The organism is Paenarthrobacter histidinolovorans, from assembly GCF_014647595.1.
Classification (GTDB): domain Bacteria; phylum Actinomycetota; class Actinomycetes; order Actinomycetales; family Micrococcaceae; genus Arthrobacter; species Arthrobacter histidinolovorans.
Genome location: NZ_BMPM01000010.1, coordinates 1 through 15,811 on the forward strand (window position 1 = coordinate 1; position 15,811 = coordinate 15,811).

Genomic DNA, 15,811 nt, shown 5'->3' on the forward strand with positions numbered 1-15,811 from the left:
ACAACGGCCCACCCCTACCCATCAACGGAACCCTCAACCTCACCACCCCGCCCAAAACAATCCACGTCTGGAAAACCGAACGAGCACTCGTCGCCGACACCTGCCAACAAAACCCCAACTCCTGGGGGTGCCCCGGCACGGCACCCCAATAGCCAGCCGCACCACCCGTACCGCCACCACCCACTTTGACCGCGGATAACCCGGCGACACACCATGCAGACGGCGCGTCACGCCCCTCCAGAAATCAAAGTGGGTGGTGAGGGCCCACGCGGGGATCACCCCTTAAAACAGGAAAGCACCGGTTCCGAAGAACCGATGCTTTCCGGCGGCCAAATCTAGGAAAACCAAGTACCTGGAGGGCCCATGAACAGCAGGAAACTAAAGACTGCACCCACGGCCACAAGAGTGACCACGATTGCGAGAACCGGGTTGCGCAGGACCCAAGCCTGGGCCTTTTCAAAACCTCCACGCGGCTTCTCACCCCCGGCGGCCAAACGCCATCCGCCTGCCAGGAGACCCCGACGATCCAGCGACTTCTCCGTCGGGATGGTGGCGTAGGGAATCACCGCGGAGCCGATGGCGAGCAGGCCGGTCCGCAGGGTCCACTTCTGGTTGATCCAGGTGAACGCGGCAGTGGCAGCGTAGCAAAGGAACACAAACCCGTGGATGCCTCCGGCGATGCTCACGCCCAGGTCGGTGGTCTGCGTGACGTACTTAAGGAACAGTCCGATCAGCAACAGCGTCCAGGTCACGGCCTCGGCAAAAGCGACGGTACGGAACAAAGCGCGGGGTTGCATGGGAGTCCTCAGGTGGGAAGCGGGAGACACATCCAACTTACCGTGGTTGAAGAACCCATCGGCATCACTACCCGGGAAGTGCCGCCCGGTTCCGGATTTGCGAGTCGCCGAATTCGATGGCCACCGGCGCGATCTCCACGGGCGGCTCGTGTCGCGATCTCGCCCTTCCCACGGCAATGTGAGGCAACCAGCGCGGCGACCTGTACCCCAGAGCGGGTGAGCCCAGGATGAAGTCGTCAATGTTGTCGAGGCCAAGATCATCAAACAGCACGTGCAAGCCCTGCACCAGAAGCGCTTGGTAGTCGTGAACTTCCTGAGGAACGTCCACCTCGAGTCCCATCAGCCGGCCGCCACCCAACGGGACAACTTTGTCCGACTTACCCAGAAACCCCTGCAAGACGGGCAGTTCCTTCAGCCAGCTGCTGATTTCGGGCAGCACCCTCTCCGGTGCGGCCCTTCCCTTGGTCCACGCGGCGATGTCATCCGCGAGTTCGTCGAGGATCCCCAGGTGCAGCAGTGTCATATGCAGCCCTTGCGGCTTGCGCAGCGAATCAACGAATCGCTTGAGGCCCTCGTAATCCGTCTGCCCTTCCCCGATCCGAAGGACAGGGACCTCTACCGTGATGCGCGGTTTGCCCGCTTTGCTTCCAGTGGGGCTGCCAGCCGTCATGGACGCCATTATCCGCCGATCGCCCGCCCAAGGGGAGGCCGACGGCGGAACCGCCTCCCGCCGTCGGGCGCTGTGCCCTATCTCTTGGGACGCGCCTGCACCAAATTGGCGAACGGGAGGCGGCCATGAGTGGCCACAAAACCTGCGTGGTATGCCCCTTCGGCGGCATTCACTTCGGAAGGGGGGAGCTCTTTCCAGGCAATGGTCAGGTCCAGGGCGTCGCGCAGCTGCCAAATAAGCCGGGCATCCCACACCACTGTCGGCCGTCCCCGGCCGTAATCCATGAATTCCTGAATCTGCTTACGGAGCCCCCGGTTGCCCTGACTGCCCGCGCTGGCTTTGCCGATGTAGAGAACGGAGGCTTCTCCAAGCCATTCGGCTTCAAGTGCTTCGCGCTTCAGTGACGGGTCCTTCTTCTTGAAGGTCCCGGCGGTGCTCTTATTCAGGAAGACGGGTTCAAAACCGGCCGGCCGAAGAATCACGAATATCCCCGGTCCTTGGGGGATCCGCATGGGATCGAGTTCGTCGAGTGGTCGGAATCCGGTGAAGCCGTCCTCGGTGAGGGACTTTTTGGTGAAGAGCATGATCCATTGTGGGGAGCGCATTACCAGTCCCCAAACCGTGAAGCAAGCCTTTCAGCGTTGACAGCCTCTTGTGACCCGTGCCATATTCGAAGCGTGAACCTGTCAGACAGCCGGACAGCCGGACAGCAAGAGCCCGTGAGTGGCCAATCAGCGCATATGCCTATTTCGCGCATTTCCGCCGCTGAGGCCGTCTTTGCTGCGCTCCGGCGGGCCATCGAGGGTGGCCAGTTCGATATCGGCACCAAGCTGAGCTCCGAAGCGACGCTCGCTGCCCAGTACGGCGTCAGCCGCTCAGTCATCCGGGAAGCACTGCGGTCGTGCAACACCTTGGGGCTCACGGTCACCAAAACCGGCAAAGGCACGTTCATTGTGGCCAACAAGGTTGCTAACGACCTTACCTTGGGTCAGTACAGTGCACGCGATCTCAACGAGGCACGTCCGCACATCGAGATCCCGGCAGCAGGCCTCGCTGCGCAGAGAAGGACCGAGGAAGAGCTGGAGCACCTCAAGGACATCGTCCAGGAAATGCTCAACGAGACCGACCCCGAATCATGGGTGAACCTGGACGCCACGTTCCATTCAGCCGTGGCCCGGGCCAGCGGCAACCGCGTGTTCGCCAGCGTTGTCTCTGACATCCGCGAGGCCTTGGCCCACCAGTCGGAAACCCTCAACCTCGTTGCTGACAGGCAATACCGCTCGGACGAGGAACACGTTGCAGTGCTGAACGCGATTGAAGCCGGCGATTCCGAAGCCGCAAGCAAGGCGATGGCCGACCACCTCCAGGCCGTCAGCGTTGCGCTGGACACGATCCTCAGCAAATGACACATCCAAAGGACACCGACACCATGCCCGTCCCCACAGCACCGGCCCACCAGGCCGCGGCGCACAACATCAAGGCGCCAAACCACGTCCCGCTTGTCGAAGTGACCCGCGACGGACTGGTGGAGAGCATCCACTACGGCTCGCTGATCGCACTCTCCGCGGATGACAGCAGCCTCGTCGAAGCCGGCCAGCCGGACGCCCCCATGTACCCGCGTTCGAGCCTGAAGCCCCTGCAGGCCGTCGCGCTGCTCAAGGCCGGCCTGGACATCCCCGAAAACCTCCTGGCCCTCACCGCGGCCAGCCACTCCGGCGCAAAGATGCACCGCGACGGTGCCACTGAAATCCTGAAGCTGCACGGCCTCAGCGACGAAGCCCTGGCCAACAGCACGGACCTCCCCTACGGCGTCGCTGAACGTGAAGAGTGGCTTCGCGCCGGCAACGGCCCCACCCAAATCGCGCAGAACTGCTCCGGCAAGCACGCCTCCATGACCGCCGTCTGTGTCATCAACAGCTGGCCCGTTGAGGGGTACCTGCACCCTGAGCACCCGCTGCAGGTCCTGGTCCGCGACACCATCACCGAACTGACCGGCGAGGAAGCGGCCGCGGTCAGCACTGACGGTTGCGGGACTCCCCTTTTCGCCCACTCGCTGCATGGCATGGCCCGCGCCTATGGCCGCCTCGCCGCCGCAGACCCGGACACTCTCGAAGGCAAGGTAGCCCACGCCATGCGCCGCTTCCCGGAGATGGTGGCCGGCGAAGGCCGCGATGTCACAGCCCTCATGCGTGCGGTCCCCGGTTTGCTTGCCAAGGACGGCTTCGAAGGCCTCCAGTTGGTGGGCCTTCCGGACGGCACCGGCTTGGCCGTCAAGATTTCCGACGGCGGCGATCGCGCCCGCATGCCCGTCACCGTTGAGGTCCTCAGGCGTCTGGGCGTCGACGGCGCCAGCTTGGACACGCTTCAGAGCCCACCTGTGCTGGGCGGCGGCCTTCCGGTCGGCGAACTCCGTGCAGCCCGAATTTTCAGCAACTAACCAAGGACAGCTATGACCACCGTCGATCAGGCGATCCCCCTCCGTTCCGAACACGACCTCTTGGGCGATCGCGATGTACCCGCGGACGCCTACTGGGGCGTCCACACCCTCCGCGCCATCGAGAACTTCCCCATCACGGGGCAGCCGCTCTCCACCAACAAGCACCTGGTCCGCGGGCTGGCTGCGGTGAAGCAGGCCGCCGCACGCACCAACCACGAGCTTGGCCTCCTGAATGCTGAGCGTGCGAATGCCATCGAGCAGGCCTGCCAGGACATCATGGACGGCATGCTGCAGGAGCAGTTCATGGTGGACGTGATCCAGGGCGGCGCGGGAACCAGTTCCAACATGAACGCCAACGAGGTCATCGCCAACCGTGCCCTGGAGATCCTGGGACACCCCAAGGGCGACTACGCAAAGCTTCACCCGAATGACCACGTGAACTTGAGCCAGTCCACCAACGACGTCTACCCGACGGCGGTGAACCTCGCCACGATCTTCTCCGTGAAGGAGCTCCTGGAAGCCCTCGAGGAACTCGAAGTAGCTTTCGCCGAGAAGGGCCGTGAGTTCCGGACCGTCGTGAAGATGGGCCGCACCCAGCTGCAGGACGCTGTCCCCATGACGCTGGGCCAGGAGTTCGGCGGTTACGCCGTGACCATCGGCGAAGACCGGGCCCGCCTGGACGAGTCCCACATGCTCATCCATGAGATCAACCTCGGTGCCACGGCCATCGGCACGGGCCTGAACGCCCCGGTCGGTTACGCGGAAGCTGCCTGCCGCCACTTGGCCGAAATCACCGGCCTTCCCCTGCTGACCGCCGCGGACCTCATTGAAGCCACCCAGGACGTGGGAGCGTTTGTTCACCTGTCCGGCGTGCTGAAGCGCGTGGCTGTGAAGCTTTCCAAGATTTGCAACGACCTCCGCCTGCTGTCCTCCGGGCCGCGTGCGGGTTTGGGCGAGATCAACCTTCCGGCAGTGCAGTCCGGTTCGTCGATCATGCCCGGCAAGATCAATCCGGTGATCCCGGAAGTGGTCAGCCAGGTGGCGTACGAAGTCATCGGCAACGATGTCACCGTCACCATGGCCGCGGAGGCAGGCCAGCTCCAGCTGAATGCCTTCGAACCGATCATTGTGCACAGCCTGCACAAGAGCATCTCCCACCTGGAAGCAGCGTGCCGCACCCTTACGGCACGCTGCGTCCGGGGCATCACCGCAAACACCGAACGGCTACGGCTTACCGTGGAGCAGTCGATCGGTCTCGTCACGGCATTGAACCCCCACATCGGTTACGCCTCAGCCACCGCTATCGCCCAGGAGGCGCTGGCTACAGGCAAGGGTGTGGCAGAACTCGTCCTGGAACACGGTCTTCTGACCGCTGCCCAGCTCGAGGAATTGCTCAGTCCAGAACGTCTGGCCAACCTCAGCAAATAGGCCAAATCCGGCCAGAAAAGCCCAGCGGCTGCATTCAGCCGTCCCGCCCGATGAGGCATACCCCCAACGAGGCGCTGTCTTGCGTGCCCGGATCCCCGACCGGCCGCACCCAGGACAACCCCAACAGGACACTCCTAAGGATTCCAATGACCAATCCCATCACTGACCACACGGTTCCGGCCCAAGCGCACGCCAGTGAGAAGGCCCTGCACAAAGAGGACTCCGGTTACCACAAGGACCTCAAGCCCCGACAGATCCAGATGATCGCGATCGGTGGCGCAATCGGCACCGGCCTGTTCCTGGGCGCAGGTGGCCGCCTTAACGCCGCCGGCCCGTCCCTGGTGATCGCGTACGCCGTCTGCGGCTTTTTTGCCTTCCTGATCCTCCGCGCACTGGGTGAACTGGTGCTGCACCGCCCGTCCTCGGGTTCGTTCGTTTCCTACGCCCGTGAGTTCTACGGCGAGAAGGCGGCATTCGTCTCCGGTTGGTTCTACTGGATCAACTGGGCCACCACCACCATCGTGGACATCACGGCGGCTGCCCTGTACATGAACTTCTTCGGCAAATACATCCCCTGGATGGGCGCCGTTCCGCAGTGGGCGTGGGCCCTCATCGCCCTGGTGGTGGTGCTGAGCCTGAACCTCGTCTCCGTGAAGGTCTTCGGCGAGATGGAATTCTGGTTCGCCTTGATCAAGGTGGCTGCACTGGTGGCCTTCCTCCTCGTGGGCACTTACTTCGTCATCTTCGGCACCCCGGTGGATGGCCAGGAAGTCGGTTTCAGCCTGATCTCGGACAACGGCGGCGTGTTCCCGAACGGCATCCTGCCCATGATCATCCTCATGCAGGGTGTGCTGTTCGCCTACGCCTCGATCGAACTCGTGGGCACGGCGGCCGGCGAAACTCCCAACCCCGAGAAGATCATGCCCAAGGCGATCAACTCCGTGGTCTTCCGCATCGCAGTCTTCTACGTTGGCTCAGTCATCCTGCTGGCCCTGCTGCTCCCCTACACCTCCTACGAAAAGGGTGTCAGCCCCTTCGTGACGTTCTTCGGGTCCATTGGTGTCCAGGGCGTTGACGTGATCATGAACCTCGTTGTCCTCACCGCGGCTTTGTCCTCGTTGAACGCCGGGCTTTACTCCACGGGCCGCATTCTCCGTTCCATGTCCGTGGCGGGTTCGGCCCCGAAGTTCGCACAGCGCATGAACAAGGCCGGTGTCCCCTACGGTGGCATCGCAATCACCGCCGGCGTTTCCCTGCTCGGCGTTCCGCTTAACTACTTGGTCCCGTCCGACGCGTTTGAGATCGTTTTGAACGTGGCTTCCGTGGGCATCATCGTCACTTGGGCGACCATCGTCCTGTGCCAGATGCAGCTCAAGCGCTGGTCCGACAAGGGCTGGGTGAAGCGTCCGTCCTTCCGGCTGTTCGGCGCACCCTACACAGGCTGGCTGTCTCTGGTCTTCCTGGCCGGTGTCCTGGTGATGGTTTTCATCGAATCCCCGCTCACCATGCTGGTCACTGCGATCGCCTGCGGGCTCATGGTCTGGGGCTGGTTCCTGTGCCGCAAGCAGATCCACGAGCTTGCCGCCACCCGCGACGGTTACACGGGCAGCGCCCCGGTAATCGCCAACCGCCCCCTGCCGGGCGGGGATAAGTAACAACAGCACCACAGAGCGCCCGACGGCGGCACCCGGGTTCCGTATCAGCGGAACCCGGGTGCCGCCGTCGCTGGTTAACGCCCCTAAACAGGTCGCAGATCAGGTCGTTCCCAGCCCTGAAAACGGCCTGATGTGCTACTTGGTTGGGTGAGCGGCAGACATCCGATCATTCGTCGCTACTATTGGTCCATGGCTGTCACAGACGAGGCGATCAGCAAGATCAAAGACATGCTGATCCGCGGGGAACTTAAGGCCGGCGATCGACTTCCGCCGGAAAAGGAACTGAGCGAACGGCTGGGTCTGTCACGGAGTTCGCTGCGTGAGGCCGTGAAAGCCCTGGAACTGATCCGCGTGCTGGACGTCCGCCGCGGCGACGGAACGTACGTGACCAGCCTCGATGCCAAATTGCTCAACGAGGCCGTAGCATTTGTGGTGGACCTGCACCAGGACCGCTCCATCCTTGAACTCTTCGAGGTCCGACGAATCCTGGAACCCGCCACAGCCCAGCTGGCAGCGGGCAAAATGACCCCGGACGAGCTGCAGGCCCTGCGGGCCACCATGGACGGGATCGACGAAAACACCGACGTTGAGGAACTCGTGGCCCATGACCTCGAATTCCACAGCATCATCACCTCAGCCGCAGGAAATGATTACCTGGGCAGCCTCCTGGAGGCCCTGTCCAGCAGCACAGTGCGGGCCCGGATCTGGCGTGGACTGACCCAGGAGAAGGCCGTGTCCCACACCTTGGCGGAGCATCGTGCCATCGCGGATGCGCTGGAGCGCGGTGATGCGGAGTTGGTGAGGGCACTGGTGACCGTGCACATCAGCGGCGTGGAGAACTGGTTGCGCCAGGCGCTCTAAGCGTCCACAAGGGGGTTGGCTGCCAGGCCATAAGTGCGGATGGCGGTGCCCTCCAAGATCAAGTCCTGCTCTGAAGGACTCAGTGCGGACACCAGTTCCAGCAGGACGTCGAGCGTCCGGCCGTATGGCGCCCCGAGGGTACTGACCGGCCAGTCGCCCCCGATCATCAGGCGCTCTGCTCCGAAAGCGTCCAACGCGGTGTCAAACAATCGCCGCAGCGCCTCACTGGTGTACGGCAGCCCTGAAGCGTGGAGCCCGGACAGTTTCGCCACCGTGTTCGGCTGGCGTCCCAGTGCAAGGAAATCAGTGCGCCACGAGTCCATGAGCGAAGCATCGGACCGCGGGGGCTTACCCAGATGATCAAGAACCACAGTCAGCTCCGGGAGTTCGCGGGCCAGCCGGACGGTCGAGCCCAGGTGCCGGGGGAAAGCATCCGGAACGTCGAATGCCAGGCCACGTTGCGCCACTAGTGCCAAGGACTCCCGCACAGCGGGGAGGTCCAGGAAGTCCGCCCGGGGATCGTCGTGCACCAAGTGCCGTACGCCCTTGAAGACAGGCTGCGCCGTGAAACTGTCCAGCTGGGAAGCGCATTCGTCCGGTGAGTCCAACCGCACCCAGCCCACTACGCCCAGCACCCACGGATTCCGCTTCGCGACGGCCAGCATGCTGTCCGTATCCGCCACGGTGTCGTCAGCCTGGACCAGCACCGCGCCCCGAACCCCCGCAGCCTTCAAGGTCTCCAGCGCCTCGTCCTCGCCGAAGCTGCGGTAGAGCGCACCGTGCTGCGGGCCGAGCCACGGGTAGGGTCGCTCCCCGCCGGTGACGAAAGTGTCCAGTGTCCACAGGTGCAGGTGCGAATCAATCACTGCCCGGCGCCTTTCCGCTGGTCCTCCAACGCCTCCCACAGCTCTTCGGGGAGGGGCTCCTCCATCCGTGCGGCGTTGGTGGTGACCTGTTCAGGAGAAGTCGCCCCTGCTGTCACGTTCACCACGGCCGGATGCCGCAGCGGGAACTGTAGTGCCGCCGTCGGAAGTTCCACGCCGAAGCCGCGGCATTCGGACGCAAGAGCCCGGGCCCGCTCCAGCACCTCCGGAGGTGCCTGGTCGTAGTTGTAGTGGGCGTCGTCGGGGACCTCGGGTCGGGCCAGCAGGCCCGAATTGAAGGCGCCAACACTTACGACGCCGGTGCGGCGCTCCACACAGCGGTCAAGCAGCGGTACGCCGGGCTGCTCCAGGAGGGTGTAGCGTCCGGCGAGCATCAGGAGGTCGAGGTCGGCGGCTTCGACGCATTCCAACGCGGCTTCGGCCGAGTTGGTGCCAACGCCAATCGCATTCACAACGCCCTCGGACCGGAGTTTTTCAAGGGCCGGCAAGCCTTGCGCAATTCCGGCCTGGAGGTCGTGGACGTCGGGATCGTGCAGGTAGACGATGTCCACATGGCTGAGGCCGAGCCGTTCCAAGGAGTCCTCGATGCTGCGGCGGATCCCTGCCTCGGAGAAGTCCCAGACACGACGACTGGTGGCGGGAACGTCGAAGCCTTCCGAATCGCGGCCCCCGGCAGCGTTGGGTTCCAGCAGCCGCCCTACCTTGGTGGAGATGACGAATTCGTCCCGCGGTTTGTCCCTCAGGACAGCACCGAGCCTTTGTTCGGACAGGCCCAGTCCGTAATGCGGCGCGGTATCGAAGTAACGGATTCCGGCATCCCATGCCGCAAGTACCGTGGCCAGGGCCTCACCGTCCGGAATGGCCTTGTACAGATTCCCAATGCCCGCGCCGCCGAAACCGAGTTTTCCCAGGTGGAGCGGATCAAGTGGATTCATGGCAGTTCCCATACTTTACCGATACCCGCATCAGTCCCGGAGTAATCGTCCTGGACCTCCAAAAGTTCAGCCATGCGGGCTTGCCACGGGACGTTGGCCGGATGTTCGGCGAGCGCATGCCGCATTGCCTGGTAGTCGTCCACGTCCACCACATGGAAGAGGTCGAGTCCGCTGCGCCAGATCCGCCAGTTCCTAACCCCGGCTTCCTTCAGGGCCGCCACGAGTTCCGGGGGGATGTTCGCGTGGGCGTCGGCGTATTCCTGCTCTGTTCCGGGCTTGAGCCGGGTGTGCAGGGCGATGCTCTCAGTCATTGCGCCCACCGGCCTGCCCGGAGCCTGGTTTGAGGAACAGTTCCAGTACTGGGACCGCGACGTCGGGCCGCTGCACTGGGAGCTTGATGGTCAACGTCCCGGGAGGCTGACCGCCTGGTGTCATGTTCATGGGTTGCTGCCCTGGCTCGACTTCCTTCAAAAAGACCTCCGAAGCATCGTTGAGCAGCTGGGCGTACCCCACTTTGCCTGCCAGGTCCGGCAGGTGCACGTATTCGAAGGGCCAGCTGAACAGGTGAACGTAGAGCCTGTCCCCGCGTTGCGTGTAGCGGACATCGGAGGGTGCGGTGAACTGTGAAGCGCCTGCCCCGTAGATGGAGCGGGCGTGCAGTTGCATCCACGTCCCGATTCCTTCCAGCGACTCCAGTGCCCGCGGATCAAGGGAGCCCCTGCCGGTGGGACCCACGTTGAGCAGCAGGTTGCCGCCTTTGGAGACGCCGTCCACCAGCATCCGGATGAGCAGGTCCACGGATTTGTAGTTCTGGTTGTCCCGGTCGTAGCCCCAACTGCCGTTCAGTGTCTGGCACGCCTCCCAGGTGACGGGTTCGCCGTCGAGCATCATGGGGCCGGCGGGCTGGTACTGCTCGGGCGTGACAAAGTCTCCCGGGATGTCCAAGCGGTCGTTGACCACTATTCCGGGCTGCAGCTCACGGACCATGGTGAGCAGCGCCTCCGAGTCCCAGTCGTCGCGCCCTTTGCCGCCCCAGAACTCTGCGTGGCCGAGGCCGGCATAGGAGAAGTCGAAGAACAGGTAGTCGATGGTGCCGTAGTTGCTCAGGAGTTCGTGCACCTGGCCATGGAGGTAGTCACGGTAGCGGGCCATGTCGCGCCCGGCGTTAAGACTTTCGACGTCGGCCGCGTTGCGTTGGGGATGTACCCCATCAATGGTGAAGTCGGGGTGGTGCCAGTCGACGAGCGAATGGTAGAAGCCCACTTTCAGCCCCTCGGCGCGGAGTGCTTCCACGTAGGGCGTGATCAGGTCCCTGCCAGCAGGTGTGTTGGTGGCTTTGTAGTCGGTCAGGGCCGAGTCCCAGAGGCAGAAGCCGTCGTGGTGTTTGGTCGTGAGGACCACGTACTTCATCCCCGCCCTTCGGGCAGCCCTGGCCCATTCGCGGGGATCGTACAGGTCCGGGTCGAAGCGGCGGAAGTACTTTGAGTACTCCTCCACCGTGATCTCTTCCCTGTTCATCACCCATTCGTGTCGCGCGGGCAGGGCGTAGATTCCCCAATGCACGAACATGCCGAAACGTGCTTCTTCGAACCAGGGGGCGTGCTGGATCAATGGGTTTCCTTCCATACCGGGCCGTCCGGAAAGCTGTATGCGGCCAGTGTTTCACGGAGCATTTCGTTGCCGGCACCAGGGGACGACGGCGGCCAGTACGCGCCGCTGTGGACGTCCACGGGTGTGACGAAGTGTTCATGGAGGTGGTCCACGAATTCAATGGTCCGGTTCTCCTTGGTCCCGGACACTGCGATGTAGTCAAACATGGACAGATGCTGCACGGCTTCGCACAATCCAACGCCGCCGGCATGCGGGCACACCCTCACGCCGAACTTGGCGGCAAGAAGGAGGATGGCGATGTTCTCGTTTACGCCTGCTACCCGGGCCGCATCGATCTGCAGGACCTGGAGCGAGCCCGCTTGCAGCATTTGCTTGAACACCACCCGGTTCTGGACGTGCTCACCGGTTGCCACCGGAATGGGTGCCACGGCACGGGCGATGGCGGAATGGCCCAGGATGTCGTCAGGGCTGGTGGGTTCTTCGATCCAGGCGATGTCGTACGGGGCAAGGTGCGCCATCCAGTCGATGGCTTCCTGGACGTCCCAGCGCTGGTTGGCGTCCACTGCGATCTTGATATCAGGACCGACAGCGGCCCGCGCTGCCCGGACGCGTCGGATGTCGTCCTCCAACGAGGCACCGACCTTCAGTTTGATCTGCGTGAATCCGTCTGCCACGGCTTCCTTGGCCAGCCGCGACAGTTTCTCATCGCTGTATCCCAACCATCCCGGCGTCGTGGTGTACGCGGGGTAGCCCTCGGCGCGAAGGGCGGCCTTCCGCTGTTCCCTTCCGGGTTCGGCGGCGCGGAGGATGGCCAGGGCTTCGTCCGGGGTGAGCGCGTCCGTGAGGTACCGGAAGTCGACCAGTGCCACGATTTCTTCGGGGGCCATGCCGGCAAGCAGTTCCCAAAGCGGAAGCCCCGCACGTTTGGCTTTCAGGTCCCAGAGGGCGTTGACTACCGCGCCGATGGCCATGTGCATGACGCCTTTTTCGGGTCCAAGCCATCTGAGTTGGGAGTCGTGGGCCAGGAGCTTCCACGTCGCACCCATGTCCTCCAGCAAGGCTTCGACACCGGCACCGAGGAGGTGTCCGCGCAAGGCGTTGATGGCTGCCGTTTCCACCTCGTTGCCGCGCCCGATTGTGAAGACGAAGCCGTGGCCTTCATGTCCGTCGGCGGCATCGGTTCGGATGACCAGGTACGCGGCCGAGTAGTCCGGGTCCGGGTTCATGGCATCGGAGCCGTCCAGGTCCCGGGAGGTTGGGAAGCGGACATCGAATGTTTCGATTTCGGTGATGATGCTCATGGGGCTCCTGGGTGAGTCGGATTCTTCGATGAAAGCTAAACATCGGATGTATGCCTTGTCAATGGGTCACATTTCCGTATTATGGTGGAAAACATCACACTAGAGTTCGGATGTTAGTCCCGAACGCACGGAGGAAGCCATGACCTTGAAATTCGCCAGGCTGGGCACAGCCGGAAACGAACAACCGGCCGTCATCGCCCAGGACGCCAACGGAGCTGAGAAATACTTCAGCCTTACCACCCTGACCAATGACATCGACGGCGGTTTCCTCGCCTCTGACGGCATTGAACGCACCCGTGCAGCCCTGGAGAACGGTGAACTCGCGGAAATTTCGGCCGAAGGGCTGCGCATCGGCGCACCCGTCGCCCGCCCCGGTGCAGTAGTTGCCATCGGCCTGAACTACACCGCGCACGCCGCCGAGTCCGGTGCCACACCGCCCGAGGTTCCCGTGGTTTTCCTGAAGCCGAGCAACACCATCGCCGGCCCTTTCGACGCCGCCCCCATCCCGCCGTCGTCGGAAAAATACGACTGGGAAGTGGAACTGGCAATCGTGATCGGCCGGGAAGCGTCATACCTTTCCTCCGTTGAAGAGGCGGAACAGTGCATCGCCGGCTACGCGGTGGCCAACGATCTCTCGGAACGCGAATACCAGATTCCCGGCGCCGCCGGACAGTGGACCAAGGGCAAGACCCTCCCCGGTTCCACTCCTCTTGGCCCCTGGCTGGTACCAGCTGCGGACATCGACGCCGCCAATCTCCGGCTCCGCACCCTGGTCAACGGTGAAGCCCGCCAGGACTCCAGCACCGCCGACATGATCTTCGACCCCGCCACGATCGTCCACCATCTCAGCCAGTACATGGTCCTCGAACCCGGCGATGTGATCGTCACCGGAACTCCCGAGGGCGTGGCCCTGTCCGGCCGCTTCCCGTTCATCCAGCCCGGTGACGTGGTGGAACTGGAAATCGAAGGCCTCGGTCGCCAGCGCCAGGAGTTCTACCGGGCACAGGCCGGCTCGACCAGCGGCGCCGGCAACTCCTTCGCCAGCATCAACGCCTAAGGCCATGGCAACCACTGTGGGTAACGACTTCGAAGGACTCGCTGCGCTGGTGACGGGTGGAGCTTCCGGGATCGGCGCGGCCATCGCGGACCGCCTCGCAGCAGGCGGGGCGCGGGTCGCAGTCCTGGACCTCGCCCCTGAGGGCAGTCCCCATTTCGGCGTCCAGTGCAATGTTGCCGACGACGCGTCGGTTCGTGCCGCCGTCGAAACCGTGGCCGGCGAGTTCGGCCGGCTGGACATCGTGATCAACAACGCCGGGATCGGCGCCCAGGGCGACATCTCCGCGAATGACGACGAAGAATGGCTCCGTGTCCTCAACGTCAACGTCGTGGGGATCGCCCGTGTCAGCCGGGCGGCCCTGCCCTACCTGCGCGAGTCCCCAGCAGCGGCGATCGTGAACACTTGTTCCATCGCGGCGACAGCCGGACTTCCACAGCGCGCCCTGTACTCGGCGTCCAAGGGCGCGGTCCTGTCGCTGACCCTGGCCATGGCTGCGGACCACGTCCGCGAAGGAGTCCGCGTGAACTGCGTCAATCCGGGCACCGTGGATACCCCGTGGGTGGGCCGGCTGCTGGACTCGGCCGCTGATCCAGCCGGCGAGCGCGCAGCGCTCAACGCCCGCCAGCCGCACGGCCGGATGGTGGACCCCGCTGAAGTAGCCGGCGCCGTCGCGTATCTTGCGAGTCCGCTGTCAGGTTCGACGTCGGGCACCTCGCTGGCGGTCGACGGCGGCATGCAGGGCCTGCGGTTGCGCCCGGTTCAGTAGGGGTTACGTAACGCAACGGTCCCGCAACCTTCGGCAGCCGTGACTCGCCTATGCTCAACTCCAAGGAATCAACGGCGACTCACTTACTGCCCCAGGAGAAGAACTCATGACCAATTGGCGCATCCGGGACTTCCACTCGTCCGACCTGGACGGCATCCTGCACCTCTGGGAGTCACTCAAGGCCGACGGTGTTGAGCCAGTGTACGCATTGTCCGAAGTCCTGGCTTCCTGCGAAAAGGACCACGCGGTAGTGGCGGTACAGGGCGAACAGGTGGTGGGTGCCGCCGTCGGACGTGCGGCGCACGACCAAGGCTGGATCGTTTTCCTGGCCACGCTCACCGAGTTCCGGGGCCGGGGCATCGGCACTTCGCTGCTGTCCGCCGTCGAGAACCGCATGGCCCCGCACGGCCTCAACAAACTGTCTGCCCTGATGCCTGAGACCGAGACACGTGTTGAGGCGTTCCTGGGCCGCGGTTTCGTGGTGAAGAAGAACCTGCGCTATTTCGAGCGGACCATTCCCGTACAGCGGCAGGAGCTTGGTGCCTTGGGCCTGCTCGGCGGGCGGATCCTGGCGCGGGACCTCTGGGAGAACGTGGCCGGTATGCGCCGGGAGAAGGAGTTGCTGGAGCGCCGTCTGGTGCTGCCGTTGGCCGAAGCCGACCTCGCCGACGAATACGGCGTGGTGCCTCCCCGGGCCGTGGTGCTGTTCGGTCCGCCGGGCACGGGCAAGACCACGTTCGCCAAGGCCATTGCGTCGCGCTTGGAATGGCCGTTTGTTGAGGTTTTCCCGTCCCGTCTTGCCTCGGATCCCAAAGGCTTGGCCGGTGCGCTGCGCGAGACGTTCCTGGAAATCGCCGAGCTGGAGCACGCCGTGGTGTTCATCGACGAGGTGGAGGAGATCGCATCGCAGCGGGCCGGTGATCCGCCGTCACCATTGCAGGGCGTCACCAACGAGCTCCTCAAGATCATCCCGGCCTTCCGCGAACAGCCCGGCCGTCTGCTGGTGTGCGCCACCAACTTCATCCGCGCCCTGGACACCGCGTTCCTGCGCCATGGCCGCTTCGACTACGTCATTCCCATCGGACTGCCGGACGTCCACGCCCGCGAGGCGATGTGGCAGAGATTCATTCCCGCCACCGTGGTGGACTCCGTGGACATCGCCCAGTTGGTGGAGCGGACAGAGGGCTTCTCCCCTGCGGATATCGAGTTCGCAGCGCGCAGCGCCTCCCAGCGGGCCCTGGAAAAAGCCGTGTACGACGACGGCGCTGCCGCCCCGAACGGACGGAAGGGCCCGGTCACCCAGGACTACCTCGACGCGATCGCCGATACCCGGACGACAGTAAGCGCCGAAGTGCACCAGGACTTCCTGGAAGACATCGACGTGCTGGGCCGTGTGTAGGGGCCGTGTG

At 63.8% G+C, this 15,811-nt stretch carries 16 protein-coding genes; 8 read left to right on the forward strand and 8 right to left on the reverse strand.

Annotated features, from left to right (window positions below; translation table 11 throughout):
• Positions 1 to 335: 335 nt before the first annotated feature.
• The 3 genes from IEY62_RS18745 to IEY62_RS18755 form a co-directional block, all read right to left on the reverse strand.
• Positions 336 to 797 carry a DUF3817 domain-containing protein gene (locus tag IEY62_RS18745; protein ID WP_229785446.1) on the reverse strand — a complete coding sequence of 154 codons (462 nt, stop codon included), beginning with the start codon at positions 795 to 797 and terminating at the stop codon, positions 336 to 338.
• A gap of 67 nt (positions 798 to 864) precedes the next feature.
• Positions 865 to 1,467: a hypothetical protein gene (locus IEY62_RS21970; RefSeq protein WP_229785447.1), complete on the reverse strand. Its 603-nt coding sequence runs from the start codon at positions 1,465 to 1,467 to the stop codon at positions 865 to 867.
• Positions 1,468 to 1,544: 77 nt separating this feature from the next.
• Complete coding sequence (locus IEY62_RS18755; RefSeq protein ID WP_189021032.1) at positions 1,545 to 2,051, reverse strand: hypothetical protein; 507 nt, start codon at positions 2,049 to 2,051, stop codon at positions 1,545 to 1,547.
• A gap of 93 nt (positions 2,052 to 2,144) precedes the next feature.
• Between IEY62_RS18755 and IEY62_RS18760 the strand changes: the two genes are divergently transcribed.
• The 5 genes from IEY62_RS18760 (at position 2,145) to IEY62_RS18780 (ending at position 7,848) form a co-directional block, all read left to right on the forward strand.
• Entirely contained in the window at positions 2,145 to 2,873 is a 729-nt protein-coding gene (locus IEY62_RS18760) for a FadR/GntR family transcriptional regulator (RefSeq protein WP_189020736.1), read from the forward strand.
• A complete protein-coding gene (locus IEY62_RS18765) occupies positions 2,870 to 3,904 on the forward strand; it encodes an asparaginase (protein WP_229785448.1) in 1,035 nt (344 codons plus the stop codon). The genes IEY62_RS18760 and IEY62_RS18765 overlap by 4 nt, the downstream gene beginning before the upstream one ends.
• Before the next feature lie 12 nt (positions 3,905 to 3,916).
• A complete protein-coding gene (locus tag IEY62_RS18770) occupies positions 3,917 to 5,332 on the forward strand; it encodes an aspartate ammonia-lyase (RefSeq protein WP_189020738.1) in 1,416 nt (471 codons plus the stop codon).
• Positions 5,333 to 5,478: 146 nt separating this feature from the next.
• Positions 5,479 to 6,987, forward strand: a complete 1,509-nt coding sequence (locus IEY62_RS18775) for an amino acid permease (RefSeq protein ID WP_018779954.1) — start codon at positions 5,479 to 5,481, stop codon at positions 6,985 to 6,987.
• A 189-nt stretch (positions 6,988 to 7,176) separates the two neighbouring features.
• On the forward strand, positions 7,177 to 7,848 hold the full coding sequence (locus IEY62_RS18780) for a FadR/GntR family transcriptional regulator (protein ID WP_189020740.1): 672 nt from the start codon (positions 7,177 to 7,179) through the stop codon (positions 7,846 to 7,848).
• Here the strand turns inward: IEY62_RS18780 and IEY62_RS18785 are convergent.
• From IEY62_RS18785 to IEY62_RS18805, 5 genes are read right to left on the reverse strand one after another with little or no spacing between them, the layout of a single operon-like run.
• Positions 7,845 to 8,714, reverse strand: a complete 870-nt coding sequence (locus IEY62_RS18785) for an amidohydrolase family protein (protein WP_189020742.1) — start codon at positions 8,712 to 8,714, stop codon at positions 7,845 to 7,847. The two genes, IEY62_RS18780 and IEY62_RS18785, sit on opposite strands and share 4 nt — an antisense overlap.
• Complete coding sequence (locus IEY62_RS18790; protein ID WP_189020744.1) at positions 8,711 to 9,679, reverse strand: aldo/keto reductase; 969 nt, start codon at positions 9,677 to 9,679, stop codon at positions 8,711 to 8,713. Before IEY62_RS18790 ends, IEY62_RS18785 begins: the two co-directional genes overlap by 4 nt.
• Positions 9,664 to 9,978: an L-rhamnose mutarotase gene (locus tag IEY62_RS18795; RefSeq protein ID WP_189020746.1), complete on the reverse strand. Its 315-nt coding sequence runs from the start codon at positions 9,976 to 9,978 to the stop codon at positions 9,664 to 9,666. Before IEY62_RS18795 ends, IEY62_RS18790 begins: the two co-directional genes overlap by 16 nt.
• Complete coding sequence (locus IEY62_RS18800; RefSeq protein WP_189020748.1) at positions 9,971 to 11,278, reverse strand: alpha-L-fucosidase; 1,308 nt, start codon at positions 11,276 to 11,278, stop codon at positions 9,971 to 9,973. The genes IEY62_RS18795 and IEY62_RS18800 overlap by 8 nt, the downstream gene beginning before the upstream one ends.
• Positions 11,275 to 12,579 carry an L-fuconate dehydratase gene (locus IEY62_RS18805; RefSeq protein ID WP_189020751.1) on the reverse strand — a complete coding sequence of 435 codons (1,305 nt, stop codon included), beginning with the start codon at positions 12,577 to 12,579 and terminating at the stop codon, positions 11,275 to 11,277. Before IEY62_RS18805 ends, IEY62_RS18800 begins: the two co-directional genes overlap by 4 nt.
• Before the next feature lie 139 nt (positions 12,580 to 12,718).
• Between IEY62_RS18805 and IEY62_RS18810 the strand changes: the two genes are divergently transcribed.
• The 3 genes from IEY62_RS18810 (at position 12,719) to IEY62_RS18820 (ending at position 15,801) form a co-directional block, all read left to right on the forward strand.
• Positions 12,719 to 13,636 (forward strand): fumarylacetoacetate hydrolase family protein, encoded by a 918-nt coding sequence (locus tag IEY62_RS18810; protein WP_189020753.1) that lies wholly within the window; start codon positions 12,719 to 12,721, stop codon positions 13,634 to 13,636.
• Positions 13,637 to 13,640: 4 nt separating this feature from the next.
• Positions 13,641 to 14,402, forward strand: a complete 762-nt coding sequence (locus IEY62_RS18815; protein ID WP_189020755.1) for an SDR family NAD(P)-dependent oxidoreductase — start codon at positions 13,641 to 13,643, stop codon at positions 14,400 to 14,402.
• Between the two features lie 106 nt (positions 14,403 to 14,508).
• Positions 14,509 to 15,801 (forward strand): ATP-binding protein, encoded by a 1,293-nt coding sequence (locus IEY62_RS18820; protein ID WP_189020757.1) that lies wholly within the window; start codon positions 14,509 to 14,511, stop codon positions 15,799 to 15,801.
• The last annotated feature ends 10 nt before the right edge of the window (positions 15,802 to 15,811 follow it).

Excerpts from the sequence above, each read along its gene's own strand:
- IEY62_RS18780 (WP_189020740.1), top strand. The coding sequence starts at position 7,177 with ATGGCTGTCACAGACGAGGCGATCAGCAAGATCAAAGACATGCTGATC.
- IEY62_RS18810 (WP_189020753.1), top strand. The coding sequence starts at position 12,719 with ATGACCTTGAAATTCGCCAGGCTGGGCACAGCCGGAAACGAACAACCG.
- IEY62_RS21970 (WP_229785447.1), bottom strand. The coding sequence starts at position 1,467 with ATGACGGCTGGCAGCCCCACTGGAAGCAAAGCGGGCAAACCGCGCATC.
- IEY62_RS18745 (WP_229785446.1), bottom strand. The coding sequence starts at position 797 with ATGCAACCCCGCGCTTTGTTCCGTACCGTCGCTTTTGCCGAGGCCGTG.
- IEY62_RS18815 (WP_189020755.1), top strand. The coding sequence starts at position 13,641 with ATGGCAACCACTGTGGGTAACGACTTCGAAGGACTCGCTGCGCTGGTG.
- IEY62_RS18805 (WP_189020751.1), bottom strand. The coding sequence starts at position 12,579 with ATGAGCATCATCACCGAAATCGAAACATTCGATGTCCGCTTCCCAACC.
- IEY62_RS18755 (WP_189021032.1), bottom strand. The coding sequence starts at position 2,051 with ATGCTCTTCACCAAAAAGTCCCTCACCGAGGACGGCTTCACCGGATTC.
- IEY62_RS18790 (WP_189020744.1), bottom strand. The coding sequence starts at position 9,679 with ATGGGAACTGCCATGAATCCACTTGATCCGCTCCACCTGGGAAAACTC.
- IEY62_RS18795 (WP_189020746.1), bottom strand. The coding sequence starts at position 9,978 with ATGACTGAGAGCATCGCCCTGCACACCCGGCTCAAGCCCGGAACAGAG.
- IEY62_RS18765 (WP_229785448.1), top strand. The coding sequence starts at position 2,870 with ATGACACATCCAAAGGACACCGACACCATGCCCGTCCCCACAGCACCG.
- IEY62_RS18820 (WP_189020757.1), top strand. The coding sequence starts at position 14,509 with ATGACCAATTGGCGCATCCGGGACTTCCACTCGTCCGACCTGGACGGC.
- IEY62_RS18775 (WP_018779954.1), top strand. The coding sequence starts at position 5,479 with ATGACCAATCCCATCACTGACCACACGGTTCCGGCCCAAGCGCACGCC.
- IEY62_RS18770 (WP_189020738.1), top strand. The coding sequence starts at position 3,917 with ATGACCACCGTCGATCAGGCGATCCCCCTCCGTTCCGAACACGACCTC.